Raw genomic sequence first — 18,039 nt, forward strand, 5'->3', positions numbered from 1 at the left:
GGGGTGAGTACGAAGCCCAGCCCCACCGTGTCCGCCGTCCCCGTCCCGCTGCCCCGCCGGCTGACCGCGGCCGCCGCGCTGACCGCGCTGGAGGGGCTGGCCCTGGCCGGGCCCGGCGTCGCCGACCTCTACACGGCCGTCTTCGGCGGCGGAGACTCGCTGCAGGCCGCGACCGGCGGGGTCACCCTGCTCGTCCTGGCCGCGCTGCCGCTGGTCGCGGCGCGCGGACTGCTCCTGCGCCGCCGCTGGAGCCGCGGCCCGGCGCTGATCACCCAGCTGATGTCGCTGCCGGTCGCCTGGATGCTGTGGACCGCGGGAGGGCCGATGAGGGCCGCCGCCGTGGCGCTGGCCCTGGCCGCGGTGGCCGTCACCGCCCTGCTGGTGAACCCGAAGGCCACCGAGGCCCTGGGCATCGGGCCCGCGGAACAGGCCCGATAGCCCGTACGGGCCGCCGTTCTACTCCTCGACCAGGAGCTTCTCGCGGAGCTGGGCCAGGGTGCGGGCCAGCAGCCGGGAGACGTGCATCTGGGAGATGCCGACCTCCAGGGCGATCTGCGACTGGGTCATGTTGCCGAAGAAGCGCAGCAGCAGGATCCGCTTCTCCCGCGGCGGCAGCCCTTCGAGCAGCGGCTTGAGGGACTCGCGGTACTCGACGCCCTCCAGCGCCTCGTCCTCCGAGCCCAGGGTGTCCGCGACCGCCGGCGACTCGTCGTCGGTGTCCGGGACGTCCAGCGAGAGCGTGCTGTAGGCGTTGGCCGATTCCAGGCCCTCCAGCACCTCCTCCTCGGAGATCCCCAGCCGTTCGGCCAGTTCGTGGACGGTGGGGGAGCGGCCGTGCTGCTGGGACAGCTCCGCCGTCGCCGTGGTCAGCGAGAGCCGCAGCTCCTGCAGGCGCCGGGGGACCCGTACGGCCCAGCCCTTGTCGCGGAAGTGGCGCTTGATCTCGCCGACCACCGTGGGCGTGGCGTACGTGGAGAACTCGACCCCGCGGTCCGGGTCGAACCGGTCCACCGACTTGATCAGACCGATCGTGGCGACCTGGGTCAGGTCGTCCAGCGGCTCGCCGCGGTTGCGGAAGCGCCGGGCCAGGTGCTCGACCAGCGGCAGGTGCATCCGTACGAGCCGGTTGCGCAGCTCCGCCTTCTCCGGCGAGCCGTCGGGCAGTGCCCGGAGCTCGATGAAGAGGGCCCGCGCGCCGCTGCGGTCGCGCGGATCCGGGAGGGGCAGCGGCGCGGTGAACACCGGGGCCGCGAAGGCCCCGGGGACGTCCGCGCCGGCCGGGTCCGGTGTGTCCGGTGTGTCCTGGGCCGGGGTCACCGGCTGGGCCGTGGCAGCGGCCCCCGGTGGCTGGACCGGCAGTGTTTGGTCGTGCTGGTTCTCGCTCACAGGGCCCGCCCGTCGCTCCGCCGAGTCCAAAAAGCCGTTTTCCGCATCCGTGTCAGCCGGGTGCGGCCGGGCGTGCTGCTGCTCCGGAATGCCGCCGTCGACCTCGTGTCCTACCCGGGGCCGATCCCCGCCCCGCACCGGGACCTCCCCGCCGCTCACGCCGGGCCTGGTCCCGCGCCGCGCTGTTTGTAGAGGCTGATGCTCACCGTCTTGTTCTCCTCGACCGTGGCCTCGACCTTCCCGGCGAGCGCCGAGAGGACCGTCCACGCGAACGTGTCGCGCTCCGGGGCCCGGCCGTCGGTGGTCGGGGCGGAGACGGTCACCTCCAGCGAATCGTCCACCAGCCGGAAGACGCAGCTGAGGACGGAGCCGGGCACGGCCTGCTGGAGCAGGATCGCGCAGGCCTCGTCCACCGCGATGCGGAGGTCCTCGATCTCGTCGAGGGTGAAGTCCAAACGTGCCGCGAGGCCGGCCGTGGCCGTCCGCAGCACAGACAGGTAGGCACCCGCAGCGGGCAGCCGGACTTCCACGAAGTCCTGGGTCCCGGGCTCGCCTGCGATCTGGGACACCCTCACCTCCAAGGTGGTACGAGCTCTGTTCGCCGGTGACGCTATCGCGATCCGGGCGATCGTGTCGCGGCCCCCCTGCCGGAGGGTGCAGAACCCTTTCGAACTTAGCCGCACATGGCTGGCCGAAAGGCCGTACCTGCGACCAGTGACTGATGGTAAGCCCATGGGGACGCACAGTGGCTAGGGGTCTGCGGGCCCAAATCAGGGGAACCGGCGGAGGGTTGATCTACCCCGCCTCAGACGATCGAACCGTCGACAAAACACCATCGCCAGGTCTCGCCCGGTTCGAAGCTGCGCATCACCGGATGACCGGTCTCCCGGTGGTGCGCCGTGGCGTGCCGGTGGGGCGAGGAATCGCAGCAGCCGACGTGCCCGCACCCCAGGCACAGCCGGAGCTGGACGGGATGGCTGCCGAGCGCCAGACATTCGGGGCAGGTCTGGGCAAGCGGGACCGGCTCGGGGCGCGGCAGTTCGGGAACGTGGGTGCACTCGCTCATGATGGCCAGCGTACTGAGGTGCGGGCGCCCGGGATGACATGACTCAAGCGAGGATGATCTTCGATGGAGGTATTGCCGCTGGTGGCACTGGTCGCCGGCTGTGCGGTCGTCGCGGGACTGGCCCGCCGCACCCCGGTGCCCGCGCCGCTGCTGCTGGTCGCCGCCGGGCTGGCCGCGGCCTACGTGCCGGGCGTGCCCGAGTACGACCTGGACCCGCACATCGTGCTGCCGCTGCTGCTCCCGCCGCTGCTCTACACGGCCGCGGTGGACAGCTCGTACCTGGACCTGCGGGCGAACATCCGGCCCGTGGCGCTGCTCTCGGTGGGGTACGTGCTCTTCGCGACGGTCGCCGTCGGGTACGTGGCGTACCTGGCGGTGCCGGGGCTGTCGCTGCCGGTGGCGCTGGTGCTGGGGGCGGTCATCGCCCCGCCCGACGCGGTCGCGGCGACGGCCATCGCCCGCAAGCTGGGGCTGCCGAACCGGATCACGACCATCCTCCAGGGTGAGTCCCTGGTCAACGACGCCACCGCGATCACCGCGTTCAAGGTCGCGCTGGCGGCCGCGGTCGGGACGAGCGCCGGCTGGACGGACGGGATCCGGGAGTTCCTGCTGGCCTCGGTGGGCGGGGTCGCGGTCGGCCTGCTGCTGATGGTCCCGATCCACGTCCTGCGCAAGAAGCTGCGCGAACCGCTGCTGCAGAACACCCTGTCGCTGCTGATCCCCTTCGTGGCCTACGCGGCCGCCGAACGGGTGCACGCGTCGGGCGTGCTGGCGGTCGTGGTGGTCGCGCTGTACCTCGGACACCGCAACTGGCAGGTCGACTTCGCGACCCGGCTCCAGGAGGAGGCGGTCTGGAAGATGGTCGCCTTCCTCCTCGAATCGGTGGTCTTCGCGCTGATCGGACTCCAGCTGCCGGTGGTGCTCAAGGGGCTGGGGGAGTACGAGGGCACGGCGGCGGCGGGCTACGCCGTGGTGGTGTTCCTGGTCGTGGTGGCGGCCCGCTTCGCCTGGGTGTTCCCGGCGACGTTCCTGCCGAGGCTCTCGCGGCGGGTCCGGGCGCGCGAGCCGGAGACGAACTGGAAGGCGCCGGTCATCGTGGGGTGGGCGGGCATGCGGGGCGTGGTCTCGCTGGCGATCGCCTTCTCCGTGCCGATGAGCGTGCCGCACCGGAACCTGATCCTGTTCCTGACCTTCACGACGGTGATCGGCACGCTGGTGGTCCAGGGCCTGACCCTGCCGCCGCTGATCCGGCTGCTGCGGCTGCCGCCCAAGGACGCCCACGCCGAGACCCTGGCGGAGGCGCAGGCCCAGAGCGAGGCCTCGCGGGCGGCGGAGGACCGGCTGACGGAACTCCTGGCCTCCCCCGCGAACGCGCTGCCGCCGCCGCTGGCGGACCGGCTGCGCACGGTGCTGGAGCGGCGGCGCAACGCCGTGTGGGAACGGCTGGGGGAGGTCAACGCGGTGACGGGGGAGTCCGCGGACGACGTCTACCGCCGCCTGGCGGGGGAGATGATCGCCTCGGAACGCGAGGTCTTCGTCTCCCTGCGCGACGCCCGCCGCATCGACGACGAAATGCTCCGGGCGCTGCTGCGCCGACTGGACCTGGAGGAGGCGGCGGCCTACCGGGAGGAGTCGGGCTGACGGCGCCGCGGGGCCGCGGGGCTACGGGCGGCCCGTCACCACCGCGGCCAGGGTGGTGCCATGGGGGAAGGCGCCCGCGCGGGTCAGGTCGAGCAGGGCCCACAGGAGCTTCGCCACGTAGATCCGCTCCACCGGCAGGCCGTGGCGGGACCCGAAGTCCGCCGCGAACTCCTCCAGCTCGGCGGGGACCCGGGCGTAGCCCCCGTGGGCGTAGCCCTCGGCCAGGGACCAGTCGCCCGCGGGACCGCCGAACGCGGCCGTCTGGAGGGAACGTATCTCCGCCTCCAGGAACCCGCCCCCGACCACCGGTACCCCCACGGCCCGCGCGCCCGCGCCGAGTCCCGCCGCGAGCCCGGCCAGCGTGCCCCCGGTGCCGCAGGCCACGGCGGCCACGTCACAGGCGCCGCTCAGCTCGCGGCCGAGCTCGGCGCAGCCGTGCAGGGCGAGGGCGTTGCTGCCCCCCTCGGGGATCACGTAGGCCCCCTCGGCGCCCGCCAGTGCCGGCAGGGCGGCCTTGTCCCGGTAGGCCGACCGGGTCACGAAGTGCAGCCGCATGCCGTCGGCCGCGCACCGGGCCAGCGAGTCGTTCAGCGGCCGCCCCGCGAGCTCGTCGCCCCGTACGATCCCGACCGTGGCCAGCCCCAGCAGCCGGCCGGCCGCGGCGGTGGCCCGCAGATGGTTGGAGTAGGCCCCGCCGAAGGTCACGAGCTCCGGGTACCCGCCCGCCACGGCGGCCCGCAGATTCGGCGCGAGCTTGCGCCACTTGTTGCCGGGCAGCTCCGGATGGACCAGGTCGTCCCGCTTGAGCAGCAGCCGTACGCCCCGCGCGGCGAACCGCTCGTCGCGGACCTCCCGCAGCGGCGAGGCCGGGCGGGGGCACAGGATCAGGTCGGGATCGGGGCCGGGCTCGACTGGATGTTCCACCCGTCCATTGTGTGCCGGGCCGGGGGAGGGGCCGCGGCGGGCTACTTCAGGCGCTCCTCGACGCGGGTGCGCATCGCGGCCATCGTGAAGCCCTTCGGGTCGATCTTGCCCGGACGCCATTCCAGGTGGCCGATCACCGAGCGGGCGGTCCAGCCGTGGGCGCGGCACAGGGCGGCCGACGCGCGGGCCATCGCGTCGAGCTGGACGGCCGGCCAGGGGTCCTCGCCGTCGCCGAGGTTCTCGCACTCGAAGCCGTAGAAGTGGCGGTTGCCGTCGGTGTCCGTGTGCTGGTCGGGCGGGAGGCGCTTCTCCGCGATCACCGCCGCCAGAACGTCGGAGTCGCCCGCGCCGGCGTGGTTGGCGCGGCCGTTGCCGACCAGGTGGACCCGGCCGTCCTTGGTGATCACCCCGTGGCAGAGGGGGCCGGGGAGGTCCTCGCGGCCGTCGCGGCAGAGCTGGACGGTGGACGCGGTCCCGTGCGTGACGGTGTGGTGGAGCATCACCCCGTGCACCGGGCCCCAGGGGCCCTTGTGGTTGCGGTTGTGCGTGCGCCAGTTCCCGACTTCGACGACGGTGAGGCCCTCGGCCCGCAGGGCGCCGATGAACCGGTTCGCGGACAGGGGTGCGGACATGACCGCCTCCTTGGCTGTGAGTAGCCGATTGGTTACTCAACGTTTAATGGAGGCGGTCATTCCGCCGCAAGGGCGCGCACCCGGCGCACGGTTCACGCGGAGGCGAGCCACAGGTCGGGGCCGAAGACCTCGTAGGCGATGTCCGCGGGCGCCACGCCCTTGCCGATGAGCTGCTCGCGCGCCGCCCGCATGAAGGGGAGCGGGCCGCAGAGGTAGGCCTTCGTGCCCGGGGCGACGGGGATGGCGGCGAGGTCGAGGAGGCCCTCGCGGTCGCCGGGCCCGGCGCCGGTCTCGTACCAGAAGTGCGCCGAGGCGTCGGGGAGCTTGCCGGTGAGCTCCCGGTGGCCGGCCCGCAGGGCGTGGTCGGCGGGCGAGCGGTCGGCGTGCAGGACGGTGACCGGGGCGGTGTGCGCGGTGTCGGCCAGGTGCTCCAGCATCGAGAGCATCGGGGTGCATCCGATGCCGGCCGAGGCAAGGATCACCGGCGCGGCGGAGTCCTGGAGGACGAGGTCGCCGTAGGGGGCCGAGACGCGCAGGGTGTCGCCGGTGCGGACCTCGGCGTGCAGGTGGTGGGAGACCTCGCCGTCGGGCCCGGCGGCGGCCGGGCCGTGGACCCGCTTGACGGTGAGGGAGCGGACCGGGGAGCCGGGGGCGCTGGAGAGGCTGTACTGGCGGATCTGGCGGGCGCCGTCGGGGAGTTCGACCTGCACGGAGACGTACTGGCCCGGCTTGAACGACGGCGCCGGGAGCCCGTCGGCCGGGGTCAGGTGGAAGGTGGTGCAGTCCGCGGTCTCCTCGACGCGGGCGGCGACCGTCCAGTCGCGCCAGACGTCGCCGGCGAGCACCTGCTGCTCGGCGTAGAGGCGCTCCTCGATGGTGATGAGGGCGTTCGCCATGAGCCAGTAGACCTCGTCCCAGGCCGCGGCGACCTCCGGGGTGACGGCTTCGCCGAGGATCTCCGCGATGGCCTCGAAGAGGTGCTCGTGGACGACGGGGTACTGCTCGCGGGTGACGCCGAGGGAGGCGTGCTTGTGGGCGATGCGGTTCAGCATCACGTCGGGGCGGGTGTCCGGGTGTTCGACCAGGTGGGTGGCGAAGGCGGCGATGGAGCCGGCGAGGGCCTGCTTCTGGAGGCCGGCGTTCTGGTTGCCGCGGTTGAACAGGTCGCGGATCAGCTCGGGGTGGGCCGCGAAGAGCTTCCGGTAGAAGAGCTCCGTGATGTCGCCGATGGCCGCGCCGACGGCGGGCAGGGTGGCGCGTACGGTCGCGGTCGACTTCTCGGACAGCATCGGTGACTCCTCGGGTCGGGGTGGAGCATGTAAGTGGAATGTGAGATGCGTATTTAAAAGCAGGGGTGCGGATGTCCGCGAAGATACGGATTTCTGTTCGAAGTGTCTGTGGGTGTCAGGCTATGCGGGCCGATGGCCGGTGGGAACCGGCCATCCGACCCCCGTCGTCAGGGCCTTCCGGCCCCCGGCGATCCGCCCGAAATGCCCAGCAGGAGCGGCCCGGTCGGGGCCGCGACCAGGTCGTTCACCGTCAGGGGGTCCAAAGAGGCGAAAAACGCCTCCTGGGCGCGGCGCAGCGCCCCGCGCAGGACGCACGCGCTGCGCAGCGGACAGGGAACGGTGCCGTCGCAGTCCACGACGTCGCCGGCGCCTTCCAGTTCGCGGATCAGCCCGCCCACCGAGGCGGCGCGCCCCGCCGGGGTCAGGGTGAGGCCGCCGCCGCGTCCGCGGCGGGCCTCGACCAGGCCGAGATGCTGCAGCTTGGCGACCACTTTGGCGGTGTGGGTGTACGGGACCTCCATGGTCGCCGCCACGTCACGGGTGGTGGGGAGGTCCTCCTCCGCGACGGCCAGGCGCATCAGGACGCGCAGGGCGAGGTCGGTGAATCGGGTCAGCCGCATGGGTCCAGCGTAGAAAACTTGCATCCACCGTGCAAATTTAGGCGCCGGTCGTCGCGGGGGTGCGCGGGGCGTTTTCGGTGGATGGCTGAAACGGGTGGGGTCCAAGTGCCTCGTGAGGCGGGAGGTGAACTCAAAAGGGTGCCCAGCCACGAACGGAGTAGTCCCACCCTTTTGTGTAATGGTCTCACCACGGTCCGTGCTGAAAGGCTCCTCCCGCAGATTCATGGAGTGATCGAAGGGGAAATTCATGTCGGTCCAGGCGGGTTCCGAATCCGAGGCCCAGGCACCGCAGCGCAGTCTGGGGACATCGGCCGCGCGGAACTTGGCAACCACGACCAAGTCCGCTCCGCAGATGCAGGAGATCACCTCGCGGTGGCTCCTGAAGATGCTCCCCTGGGTGTCCGTCCAGGGCGGTACGTACCGGGTCAACCGCCGGCTGAGCTACTCCGTCGGCAACGGCATCGTGGAGTTCATCAAGACCGGCACGCAGGTGCAGGTGATTCCGGCGGAGCTGGGGGAGCTCCCGGTCCTGCGCGACTACGACGACCCCGACGCGCTGGCCGAACTCGCCGCGCGCTGCCACCAGATCGACTTCGAGCCTGGCCAGGAGCTCACCTCCTTCGGCAGCCCCGCCGACAAGGTGTTCCTGCTCGCCCACGGGCGCATCGACCAGATCGGCCCCGGCCCGTACGGGGACGACGCCGTCCTGCAGACCGTCGCCGACGGCGCCTTCTTCGGCGAGGACGCCCTCGTCGACGAGGAGGCCATCTGGGAGTACACCGCCCGGGCCGCCACCGCCGGCACCGTGCTCGTCCTCTCCCGCCAGGACTTCCAGATCCTCGCCGACCGGGTCGACTCGCTGCGCGCGCACCTGGACTCCGTACGGGACCTGCCGGAGCAGCGCACCAACAAGTACGGCGAGGCGGCGATCGACCTCTCCGCCGGTCACCAGGGCGAGGCCGTGCTGCCGGGCACCTTCGTGGACTACGAGGCCCGGCCGCGCGAGTACGAACTCTCCATCGCCCAAACGGTTCTGCGCGTCCACACGCGCGTCGCCGACCTGTACAACCAGCCGATGAACCAGACCGAGCAGCAGCTGCGGCTCACGGTCGAGGCGCTGCGGGAGCGCCAGGAGCACGAGATGCTCAACAACCGCGACTTCGGCCTCCTGCACAACGCCGACTACGACCAGCGCATCCAGTCCCACGACGGGGCGCCCAGCCCCGACGACATGGACCAGCTGCTCAGCATGCGGCGCGGCTCCAAGTTCTTCCTGGCCCACCCCAAGGCCATCGCCGCCTTCGGCCGCGAGTGCAACAAGCGCGGGCTGTACCCGGAGTCGGTCGAGATCGGCGGACACCGGGTGCCCTCCTGGCGCGGGGTCCCGATGTTCCCGTCCAACAAGATCCCGATCAGCGACGCCCGTACGACCTCCATCCTCTGCATGCGCACCGGCGAGGAGGAGTCGGGCGTGATCGGCCTGCACCAGCCCGGGATCCCGGACGAGATCGAGCCGAGCACCTCGGTGCGGTTCATGGGGATCAGCGAGCAGGCGATCATCTCGTACCTGGTCACCACCTACTTCTCCGCGGCGGTCCTGGTGCCGGACGCGCTCGGAGTCCTGGAGAACGTCGAGATCGCCCGCTGGCGCTGACCCGGCCGGCGCCGGAACCGGCGCCGGCGCGGAGGCCACGGGGCGGGACGGGACAGGACGGGACGGAGCGCACACGCCATGTCGACCACTGAGGCGATGACCACCAGCGAGGGGCACGAAGCGGCCGTCCTGCTGGAACGGACGAGAGAAACGGTCAACCCGGAGCTGCGCCGGGCCGTCGAGAGCCTGCCCGGCTCGATGCGGAACGTGGCCATGTACCACTTCGGCTGGCAGCGCGAGGACGGCACCCCGGCGGCGGGCAGCACCGGCAAGGCCATCCGGCCCGCGCTGGTGCTCGCCGCCGCACAGGCCCTGCGCGGGGAAGGGGCGGCGGGGGAGGCCGTACGGGCGGCGGTGGCCGTGGAGCTGGCGCACAACTTCACGCTGCTGCACGACGACGTCATCGACAACGACGTGCGCAGGCGCGGCCGGCCCACGGCCTGGACGGTCTTCGGGACCCCGGACGCGATCATCACGGGTGACGCCATGATGGCGCTCGCGCTGCGGCTGCTCGCCGAGGACCCGCATCCGGCCTCGGCGGCGGCCTCGGCGCGGCTCGCCGCCTGCATCGTCGAGCTGTGCGCGGGCCAGCAGGCGGACTGCGCCTTCGAGCAGCGCCGCAGCGTCTCGCTCGACGAGTGCCTGACGATGGCCACGGCCAAGACCGGGGCCCTGCTGGGCTGCGCGTGCGCGCTCGGCGCGCTGTACGCGGGGGCCGGCCCGGACGAGGTCGACGCGATGGACGCCTTCGGCCGGGAGGCCGGGCTGGCGTTCCAGCTCATCGACGACCTGATCGGCATCTGGGGGGACCCCGGGCACACCGGGAAACCCGCCGGGGCCGATCTGCTGGCCCGCAAGAAGTCCCTGCCGGTCGTGGCCGCGCTCACCTCGGGCACCGGGGCGGGGGCGGAACTCGCCGAGCTGTACGCGGGTCCCATGACCGGGGAGGACGTGGTCAGGGCGGCCGCCGCGGTGGAGCGGGCCGGCGGGCGGGACTGGGCGCAGGCCCATGCCGCCGACCGGATGGGGCGGGCGGTGCAGCAGCTGTCGCGGGCCGTCCCGGACCTCGGGGCGGCGGGCGGGCTGCTGGCGCTGGCGGAGTTCGTGACCCGGCGCACGAAGTGACCGCTTAGGGGCGAGGGGGGACCCCGGAGGCCTGTTCCGGCACCGCATGGTGCCGGAACGGGCCTTTCTGCGCCGGTGGGTCAACTCTAGGATCACTCAGGGTTGTTGAGGCGTGAGTGATGTGAAGGGTGTGACCCCATGGGGCTGGAGATACGTCAAGCCGGACCGTCGGACCGGGACGCCGTGGCGCGGCTGCTCGACGAGGCCTTCCGCAGCGATCCCGTGAGCAGCTGGGTGTTCCCCGACCCGGAGCACCGGGCCGCGGTGCACGGGAAGTTCCTGGGCGTCTTCGTGGACGTGGCGCTGGCCGAGGGCCGGATCGACTACGCGGCGGACGGTTCGGCGGCGGCGCTGTGGCTGCGGATCCCGGCGGGCGATCCGGAGGCCGAGCACGTCGAGGACGAGGTGCCGGCGAAGATGCGGGCCGTCGCCGACCCGGACAACGAGCGCTGCGAGCTGGTGGGCCGGCTCACCGGCGCGGTGCACCCGATGGCGGAGGAGCACGAGTACCTGCTGATGATCGCGGTCGCCCCCGGGCGCCAGGGCGAGGGGCTGGGCACGGAGCTGATCCGGCCGGTGCTGGAGCGCTGCGACCGCGAGGGCGTGCCGGCGTACCTGGAGGCGAGCAGCGAGCGCAGCAAGGGGCTGTACGAGCGGCTGGGCTGGCAGTTCACGGGCGAGGCGGTGCGGCTGCCGGACGGACCGCTGATGTGGCCGATGTGGCGCAAGCCGCAGTGACGGGCCGGCCCCCGGGGCCCAGGTCCGGTCACCCCTTGCCGTACCACTTCACCTGAAGTACTTTGGCCGACGTGCCTCGATGGGGGTGCACTGCCGAACGGAAGAGAATCGCTTGCGCACGCTCACGTACTTCGTCGCCACGTCGGTCGACGGCTTCATCGGTGCCCCCGACGGCGACGCCGACTTCCTCTACAGCCACCTCGACCAGGAGTTCGTCGAACACCTCAAGGCCGAGTACCCGGAGACCATCTCCACCCCGGGGCGCGTCCAGCTGGGGATCGAGGACGCGGAACCCCGGCACTTCGACACGGTGCTCATGGGGCGCGGTACGTACGAGCCCGGCCTCAAGCAGGGCCTGACCAGCCCCTACGGGCACATGCGCGAGCAGTACGTCGTCTCGCGCTCGCTCACCGAGGCGCCGGACCCGGCGGTCCGGCTGATCGAGGGCGACCTGGTGGCCAAGGTCCGCGAGCTGAAGGCCGGGGAGGGGCTCGGCATCTGGCTGTGCGGCGGAGCGGACCTCGCGGGCCGGCTCGTCGACGAGATCGACGCCTTCGTCGTCAAGACGTACCCGGTCTTCGTCGGCACCGGCATGCCGATGTCCCGCGCCGGATTCGGGGCGCGCCCCCTGGAGCTGACCGGGTGCAAGGCCCTCGGCGGCGGCCAGGTCATCACCTCGTACGCCGTCAAGCGCTGACCCGCCGAACCGGCGAAACCGGCCTACCGTGGAGGTATGGCCGGTGAACAGCGGGACCAGCGGACGCACGGGACGGTCGCCCCGCGGGCCGGGCACGACCAGCAGTCGTGCCCGGCCTGCGGGAGCCCCGTCGACACGGTGGTCGGACGGCGCAAATCCCTGGGGATCTTCGTCCCGGCATGGACCCCCGGTCCCTGCCGGAACCGGGGGTGCGCGGCGTACGAGCCCGGGTTCGAAGAGCCGGGGCCCCGGGAGTCCTAGCCCTTCGCGTCCAGGCCGGACGCGGCGAGGCGGGACGCGACGAGGCCGTTCGCCCAGAGCTGGTTGACGCGCGAGCGCTCGGCGGAGTTCGGGTTGGGGTTCGTGCAGGAGGTGCCGGGGCCGCCGCCGGACATCAGCTCGCTGCAGGGACCCGAGTAGTGGTCCGGCAGTCCGAGCACGTGGCCGGTCTCGTGCGCGGTCACCCGGGTGGAGTCGTACTGCTGGTTCTGCCGGTAGTCCAGGAAGATGTACCCCTGGCCGTGCCCGTTCGTGCTCGCGTACGAACCGCGCGAGTCGTTGCCCTCGTAGTACGAGAAGTTCCCGCCCGAGGACACCTCCTGCAGTTTGACGTTGACCACCGAGCTGTTCCAGATCTGCGTGGAACGGGCTATCTGGGAGCGGAAGCTCGGCGCGTTGCGGGTGTTGTAGGTGACGGTCACGGCCGCCGCGCCCGGGGCGGCGGCACGCTGCTGCGCCACCGAGCGCTGGACGGCCTCGAAGAAGGCGCGGTTGGCGGCCTGGTTCTCCTTCGACTGCTCGTACGCGGCATAGGTGGCCGGGCTGCCGGCGCCCGGGGAGGCCGAGGCGGCGGCGCCCGGGACGACGGCTCCGAGGACGGCGGCGACGCCGAGACCGACGGCGGACAGAGTGGTCTTGCGGGAGTGGCGCATGTGGGGGACTCCTGCTCATCCGGTGCGGTGGGGGGATCGTTCGGTACCGGAGTCTGCGGGAGCGGGAGGGGCCGGCGGATGATGTCAGACCCCGATAGCGCGGGGCTATCGGGAGGATTTCGGAAGACCAACTCCCGTGAGAATGGCGGGATTCGAGGGGATACCGGTTACTGGTGCGGTCGGCTCGGCCCGGCCTACCCTCGGGACATGGAGCTTGAGGTCAGGCACCTGCGCGCCCTGTGCGCCATCGCCGACGCCGGCAGCCTGCACAAGGCCGCCCGGCAGCTCGGCGTGAGCCAGCCCTCCCTGACGACGCAGCTGCGGCGCATCGAACGGGCCCTGGACGGGGAGCTGTTCCTGCGCGAGCGCACCGGATGCAGGCCGACTCCTTTCGGGCGCACCGTACTCGGGCGGGCGCGGCCGCTGCTGGCCGAGATGGCCGCCCTCGTCGCGGAGGCCCGCTCGCTGTCCCAGGGGCCCCGGCTGCGGATCGGCTCGACGGCCAGCCGCGCCCTGCCCGGCTGGCTGCGGCGGCTGCACCGGCGGCTGCCCGACACGGAGACCGACCTGATGGTCGACGTGTCCGCCAACGCCCTGCTGCGGATGACGGCTTCGGGCCGGCTCGACGTGGCCTTCGTGCACGAGGTGGAGGGCAGCCCGCTGCGGATGCCGGCCGGGCTGGAGTTACGGGTGCTGATGGAGCGGGAGCCGCAGTTCGTGTCCATGTCCCGGGACCATCCCGCGGCGGCGCGGGCCGTGGTGGAGCTGCGGGACCTCGCCGCCGACCGGTGGACCGTGGACCCGTCGGTGGACGGGGAGTGGGACGGTCTGCGCCGGGTCCTCGCGGGGGCCGGCCTCGACCCGCCGCTGCTGCACGCCGATTACCACACGGCCACCTCGCTGATCGTCTCCGGCGAGGCCGTCGCCCCCTGCCAGCCCACCTCCGGACCGCGCGAGGACATGGCGATCCGCCCGCTCTCGGGCGACCCGCTCGCCGTACGCCTCCTGCTGGCGACCCGCCCCGGGGTGCAGGCGCACATGTCCGAGGGGGTGTACGAGGACCTCCGCGCGGCCTACCGCGAAGCGGCGCTGGGGACCCCGCCCTACCGGGCCTGGCTGGCGCGCAACGCGAGCCCGCTGCTGGCGGCGTAGGGGCGGGCTCCCCTCAGGCCCGGCGGCGGGCCCGGTCGTAGGCCAGGGCGGCCGCGCCGTGGGTCACCAGGACGGTGCCCGCCGCCAGCCAGCCCGGGCTGCGGCGGCGGGCCGCCCACATCATCAGGGGGGCTCCGGCGGCCAGTTGCGCGGCTCCCGCCAGGCGCGCCTTGGGGCCCCGCAGCCACGGGCCCAGGGGGCTGTCCTCGACCACCGCGAGCTCCGCCCGCACCGTGTCGCGCCAGCCCGCCCACTCCACCCGCTCCGCCGCCGGGGCGACCCGGGCCGCCTCGCGCAGCCGGTCGGCCGGCTCCCCCGGGTTCAGGCCGGCCGGCAGGGCCAGCCCCGCGCGGGCCAGCAGCGCGATGACGCCGAGCAGCCGGGACTCGCCGTCGGCCGCCGTGTCGGGGCGGGTCAGGCGCTCCAGTTCCTCCAGGTCCAGGACCGGGTCCAGCCCGAGCCGCGCCGCGAGCACCCGCATGGCATCGGCGTCCGGGGCGTCCGGGGCGCCGTGCGGACGGCCCGCCGCGTCCCACGCGTAGGCCGCGGACCGGCGGAAGCCCGAGGACAGCACGAAGCCGGTCCGGCCCTCCTCCCACCACAGGCTCAGCACCGGCCAGTTGGAACTCAGCGCGACCGCCGCGCCCCAGCCCGCCAGGACTTCGGCCACGGATTCCGCGCCGCCGAGCCAGGGCTTGGCCTCGGGGACCAGCACGCTCCACTCGCCGGCCGGGGCCAGCAGCAGGCGTTCGCGCAGGATGTGCGCGGCGGGTCGGGCGGCGAGCGGCTCGGCGCGGCAGAGCAGCAGGCCGCCCGCCGTGGTCTGGGAGATCGACATGCCCACACGCTAAGCCAAATCGGACCGAAGTGATGATTTTGGATCATCCCGACGCCCTTGACTTCCCACAACCGCGATATATCGTGTTCCTCAGAAGACGCGATATGTTGCGTGCACGTACGCCGAGGAGGGTCAGCACCATGGCAGAGGCAGCGCGGGACCCGCAGAGTCCGCCGAAGGTATGGTCGGTCGCCGAACCGCAGAAGCTCACCTTCGAGGAGCCGGTGACCGAGGTCCGGGTCCGGGTGGTCGGCGGCACGGTCAACGTCGTCGCCGCCGATGAGGGCCCGGCCCGCCTGGAGGTGTCCGAGGTCGACGGCCCGCCCCTGCACGTGGTGCAGGAGGGCGGCGTCCTGACCGTCTCCTACGAGGACCTCCCCTGGAACGGTTCCCAGGGGTTCAAGGAGTGGTTCGACGCCAAGCCCTGGAAGACCTGGTCCTCCGGCGGCTTCGGCCGCAAGGCCTGGGAGCGCAGCGCGACCGTGACCCTCACCGTCCCGGCTGCCGCCCGGGTCCAGCTGGCCAGGGTCGGCGCCACCGTCTTCGTGTCCGGCATCGAAGGCGGCACGGACATCCACGGGGTCTCCGGAGAGACCACGCTCGTGGGCCTCTCCGGCAAGGTCAAGGCGCACACGGTCTCCGGCGGGGTCGAGGCCCAGTCCGTGACCGGCGAATTCGGCTTCCACTCCGTGTCCGGCGGCCTGACGGTCGTCGACGGAGCCGTCGGCACCGTACGGGCCGACTCGGTCAGCGGGGACATGCTGATCGATCTGGCCCTCGACGACCGGCCCGAGCCGCGACCGGTCGACATCTCCCTCACCTCCGTGTCCGGACAGGTCGCCATCCGCCTCCCGCACCCGGCCGACGCCCGGGTCGAGGCCAACACCGCCACCGGCGGCGTCTCCAACGCCTTCGAGGACCTGCAGGTCTCCGGTCAGCTGGGCGCCAAACGGATCACCGGCACCCTGGGGGCCGGCGCCGGCACGCTGCGCGCCACCACCGTCTCCGGTTCCATCGCGCTGCTGCGCCGCCCCGCCTCGGACCCGGCCGCCCCCGCCGCCCCGGCCGCCCCGCTCACGTTCGACAAGAAGGTGCTCTGACATGCCGCCCGTCTTCGCCCACGGCCGCCTCCGCCTCTACCTCCTCAAGCTGCTCGACGAGGCACCGCGCCACGGGTACGAGGTGATCCGGCTGCTGGAGGAGCGTTTCCAGGGGCTGTACGCCCCCTCCGCGGGCACGGTGTACCCGCGTCTGGCTAAGCTGGAGACCGAGGGCCTGGTCACGCACGCGACCGAAGGCGGGCGCAAGGTGTACTCGATCACCGACGCGGGGCGTGCCGAACTGGCCGACCGCGGCGGCGAACTGGCCGACCTGGAACTGGAGATCCGCGACTCGGTCTCCGAACTGGCCGCCGAGATCCGCGCCGACGTGAGCGGCGCCGCGGGCGATCTGCGGCGCGAACTGCGGGCCGCGGCCAGCGCGTCGGCCACTTCGGTGGAGGGCGAGTCGTGGACGGCCGCCAAGGAGGAGTTCCGCAAGGCGAAGGCCGAGTGGAAGGAACAGGCACGCCGGGCGAAGGACGAGAGCCGCAGGGCCCGCGAGGAGGCCCAGCAGGCGCGCCGGCAGGCCAAGGAGGCGCAGGAGCGGGCGCGCGAGGAGGTCCAGCGCATCGCCGGCCAGCTGCAGGAGCAGTTCGCGAAGTCGGGCGGGGTCCTGGGCAGCCTGGCGGGAGCCTGGCTCGGCGGCTCCGGCCCGGCGACGGCGCCGTCCGCCCCCTCGGCTCAGCAGGCGCCCGCCGCCGACACGGACTGGGCGCGTGACGTACCGCCGACGGGGGACCCGGCCCGCGACCTGGACCGGCTGCTGGACCGCTTCCGCGACGACATCCGCGACGCGGCCCGCGACCGGGGGGTCGGCGAGGACCAGCTGGCGCGGGCCCGTACGCACCTGGCGGAGGCGGCCGCCCGCATCGCCGCGGAGCTCGGCCCCGCCTAGGCCGAAGGGCCGCCCCTCGCCGCGGCCGACCCCTGTACGGCCGCGGCGAGGCGGTTCAGCGCTCGGAGCGCGTACGGCGACTCCGGGCGGCGAGCAGGAGCCCCCCGCCGGCGACCAGGGCCGTGCCCGCGCCGCCCACGATGAGGGCGGAGTCACCCGCGCCGGTGGAGGCGAGGGGAGACGTGCTGCCGCCCTGGGGAGTGACGGCGGTGTTGCCGCCGCTGGTTCCGGAGCCGGCCACGGAACCCGAGCCGGAACCCGAATCCGAGCCCGCACCGGTGCCCTGACCGCCCGTGCCTTGTCCGCCCGTGCCCTGACCGCCCGTGCCCTGGCCACCGGTGCCCTGACCGCCCGTGCCCTGCTCCTCCTGGGCCTGCTTGTCCTTGGCGCGCGCCTCGTGCTGGCCCGTCTCCAGGAACGCGGTGCGGTCGGCGGCGGTGCCCGCGAGCGCGGCACGGCCGGCCTTGACCAGCTCCGGACCCCCGCCGTCGATGATCTTCGCGATCTCGGCGCGGTTGTCCTGGTCGCGCAGCTCGTACTGGGTCACCTCGAGGAAGTGGCGCAGTTCGGCCGGGGTCGCGGAACCGCCGAGGATCTTCCTGATCGCCTCGCTCAGGAGGGGGCCGTCCCAGCTTTCGTCGATGCGGGCGAGCTCGGCCCGGTCGTCGGCGGCCTGCGCGAGGTACTGCCCCGTCTTCAGGAAGGCGATGCGGTCGGCGGGGGTGCCCCGCAGGGCCTTCTTGCCCGCTTCCTTCACCGCCGGGCCGCCGGTCCCGATCAGCCGCGCGATGTCGACCCTGTTGTCGTCGTCGCGCAGTTCGTGCTGGGTGACCTCGTAGAAGTGCCGCAGCTCGTCCAGGGTCGCGTCGCTCCGCATGATCTGCTTGATCCCCTCCATCAGACCGGGGCCGGCGTCGTTCGCCAGGCGGCTGATGAGGACGCGGTAGTCGTCGCGGCGGATGACGTACTGGTCCGTCTCGATGAACTTGCGCATGGCCGCCGGGCCGTCGGCGATGGCCTTGTTGCCGGCTTCCTTCATGTACGTGCTGGCCATCGGGTCGGCGATGATCGCGAGGATGGTCTTGCGGTCCTGCTCGGCCTGGTCCGCACCCTCCTGGCCTGCCGCACCCTGGTCGGGGGCGGTCGGAGCCGTCGTCCCGGCGGGCACGGCGGGCCCCTGGCCCGCGGCGAGGGCCGGGGACGCGAGCAGCACCGCCGGAGCCAGCGCGGCAGTGGTGATCGCGGCGGCGATACGGGACAGCTTCACGGAGAACCCCTCAGAGAAAACGTACTTACGCGGCTCAGACTCACGAGCCGGGCCGATGGTTGTACGCAGCAGCAAAGAACGTG

At 72.9% G+C, this 18,039-nt stretch carries 19 protein-coding genes; 9 read left to right on the plus strand and 10 right to left on the minus strand.

All coding sequences use genetic code 11. The features are described 5' to 3' along the window. The first annotated feature begins 3 nt into the window (after nt 1-3). Nucleotides 4-438: a hypothetical protein gene (locus ACWCP2_RS22020; RefSeq protein WP_450910272.1), complete on the plus strand. Its 435-nt coding sequence runs from the start codon at nt 4-6 to the stop codon at nt 436-438. A gap of 18 nt (nt 439-456) precedes the next feature. Here the strand turns inward: ACWCP2_RS22020 and ACWCP2_RS22025 are convergent, their stop codons facing one another. The 3 genes from ACWCP2_RS22025 to ACWCP2_RS22035 all read right to left on the minus strand — a co-directional run bounded on the left by ACWCP2_RS22025 (nt 457) and on the right by ACWCP2_RS22035 (nt 2,452). Continuing rightward, a complete protein-coding gene (locus ACWCP2_RS22025) occupies nt 457-1,545 on the minus strand; it encodes a SigB/SigF/SigG family RNA polymerase sigma factor (RefSeq protein ID WP_450910273.1) in 1,089 nt (362 codons plus the stop codon). Then, on the minus strand, nt 1,542-1,955 hold the full coding sequence (locus ACWCP2_RS22030) for an ATP-binding protein (protein WP_214949331.1): 414 nt from the start codon (nt 1,953-1,955) through the stop codon (nt 1,542-1,544). Before ACWCP2_RS22030 ends, ACWCP2_RS22025 begins: the two co-directional genes overlap by 4 nt. A 236-nt stretch (nt 1,956-2,191) precedes the next feature. Then, on the minus strand, nt 2,192-2,452 hold the full coding sequence (locus ACWCP2_RS22035; protein ID WP_250750367.1) for a UBP-type zinc finger domain-containing protein: 261 nt from the start codon (nt 2,450-2,452) through the stop codon (nt 2,192-2,194). Nucleotides 2,453-2,515: 63 nt separating this feature from the next. On the opposite strand from ACWCP2_RS22035, the gene ACWCP2_RS22040 reads away from it, so the two are divergent. Next, nucleotides 2,516-4,093 carry a Na+/H+ antiporter gene (locus ACWCP2_RS22040; protein ID WP_450910274.1) on the plus strand — a complete coding sequence of 526 codons (1,578 nt, stop codon included), beginning with the start codon at nt 2,516-2,518 and terminating at the stop codon, nt 4,091-4,093. Between the two features lie 21 nt (nt 4,094-4,114). On the opposite strand, the gene ACWCP2_RS22045 is transcribed toward ACWCP2_RS22040, so the two are convergent. From ACWCP2_RS22045 to ACWCP2_RS22060, 4 genes are all read right to left on the minus strand, one after another. Continuing rightward, nucleotides 4,115-5,017, minus strand: a complete 903-nt coding sequence (locus ACWCP2_RS22045) for a 1-aminocyclopropane-1-carboxylate deaminase/D-cysteine desulfhydrase (protein WP_450910275.1) — start codon at nt 5,015-5,017, stop codon at nt 4,115-4,117. Between the two features lie 41 nt (nt 5,018-5,058). Then, the gene (locus ACWCP2_RS22050; RefSeq protein ID WP_450910276.1) at nt 5,059-5,649 is read right to left on the minus strand and encodes an N-acetylmuramoyl-L-alanine amidase; all 591 of its coding nucleotides are present in this window, start codon (nt 5,647-5,649) and stop codon (nt 5,059-5,061) included. A 92-nt stretch (nt 5,650-5,741) separates the two neighbouring features. Continuing rightward, on the minus strand, nt 5,742-6,938 hold the full coding sequence (locus ACWCP2_RS22055; protein ID WP_450910277.1) for a globin domain-containing protein: 1,197 nt from the start codon (nt 6,936-6,938) through the stop codon (nt 5,742-5,744). A gap of 167 nt (nt 6,939-7,105) precedes the next feature. Then, a complete protein-coding gene (locus ACWCP2_RS22060) occupies nt 7,106-7,558 on the minus strand; it encodes an RrF2 family transcriptional regulator (RefSeq protein ID WP_450910278.1) in 453 nt (150 codons plus the stop codon). A 247-nt stretch (nt 7,559-7,805) separates the two neighbouring features. On the opposite strand from ACWCP2_RS22060, the gene ACWCP2_RS22065 reads away from it, so the two are divergent. The 4 genes from ACWCP2_RS22065 (at nt 7,806) to ACWCP2_RS22080 (ending at nt 11,772) form a co-directional block, all read left to right on the plus strand. Further along, complete coding sequence (locus tag ACWCP2_RS22065) at nt 7,806-9,212, plus strand: family 2B encapsulin nanocompartment shell protein (protein ID WP_450910279.1); 1,407 nt, start codon at nt 7,806-7,808, stop codon at nt 9,210-9,212. A 78-nt stretch (nt 9,213-9,290) separates the two neighbouring features. Further along, nucleotides 9,291-10,337: a family 2 encapsulin nanocompartment cargo protein polyprenyl transferase gene (locus ACWCP2_RS22070; protein ID WP_450910280.1), complete on the plus strand. Its 1,047-nt coding sequence runs from the start codon at nt 9,291-9,293 to the stop codon at nt 10,335-10,337. A 138-nt stretch (nt 10,338-10,475) separates the two neighbouring features. After that, nucleotides 10,476-11,075: a GNAT family N-acetyltransferase gene (locus ACWCP2_RS22075; protein WP_450910281.1), complete on the plus strand. Its 600-nt coding sequence runs from the start codon at nt 10,476-10,478 to the stop codon at nt 11,073-11,075. Between the two features lie 112 nt (nt 11,076-11,187). Then, nucleotides 11,188-11,772 (plus strand): dihydrofolate reductase family protein, encoded by a 585-nt coding sequence (locus ACWCP2_RS22080; protein ID WP_450910282.1) that lies wholly within the window; start codon nt 11,188-11,190, stop codon nt 11,770-11,772. A gap of 257 nt (nt 11,773-12,029) precedes the next feature. Here ACWCP2_RS22080 and snpA read toward each other — a convergent pair whose 3' ends face one another. Continuing rightward, nucleotides 12,030-12,704 (minus strand): snapalysin, encoded by a 675-nt coding sequence (gene snpA / locus ACWCP2_RS22085; protein ID WP_450910283.1) that lies wholly within the window; start codon nt 12,702-12,704, stop codon nt 12,030-12,032. Nucleotides 12,705-12,911: 207 nt separating this feature from the next. On the opposite strand from snpA, the gene ACWCP2_RS22090 reads away from it, so the two are divergent. Next, a complete protein-coding gene (locus tag ACWCP2_RS22090) occupies nt 12,912-13,856 on the plus strand; it encodes a LysR family transcriptional regulator (RefSeq protein WP_450910284.1) in 945 nt (314 codons plus the stop codon). A 13-nt stretch (nt 13,857-13,869) separates the two neighbouring features. On the opposite strand, the gene ACWCP2_RS22095 is transcribed toward ACWCP2_RS22090, so the two are convergent. Beyond that, complete coding sequence (locus tag ACWCP2_RS22095; protein WP_450910329.1) at nt 13,870-14,688, minus strand: hypothetical protein; 819 nt, start codon at nt 14,686-14,688, stop codon at nt 13,870-13,872. 146 nt (nt 14,689-14,834) lie between these two features. Between ACWCP2_RS22095 and ACWCP2_RS22100 the strand changes: the two genes are divergently transcribed. Next, nucleotides 14,835-15,794: a DUF4097 family beta strand repeat-containing protein gene (locus ACWCP2_RS22100; RefSeq protein WP_450910285.1), complete on the plus strand. Its 960-nt coding sequence runs from the start codon at nt 14,835-14,837 to the stop codon at nt 15,792-15,794. A gap of 1 nt (nt 15,795) precedes the next feature. Then, nucleotides 15,796-16,689, plus strand: coding sequence for a helix-turn-helix transcriptional regulator (locus tag ACWCP2_RS22105; RefSeq protein WP_450910286.1), 894 nt, complete (start codon nt 15,796-15,798; stop codon nt 16,687-16,689). A gap of 55 nt (nt 16,690-16,744) precedes the next feature. Here ACWCP2_RS22105 and ACWCP2_RS22110 read toward each other — a convergent pair whose 3' ends face one another. Further along, a complete protein-coding gene (locus ACWCP2_RS22110) occupies nt 16,745-17,956 on the minus strand; it encodes an ALF repeat-containing protein (RefSeq protein ID WP_450910287.1) in 1,212 nt (403 codons plus the stop codon). Nucleotides 17,957-18,039: the final 83 nt, after the last annotated feature.

The sequence above is a fragment of the Streptomyces sp. NPDC002104 genome (genome assembly GCF_053593795.1).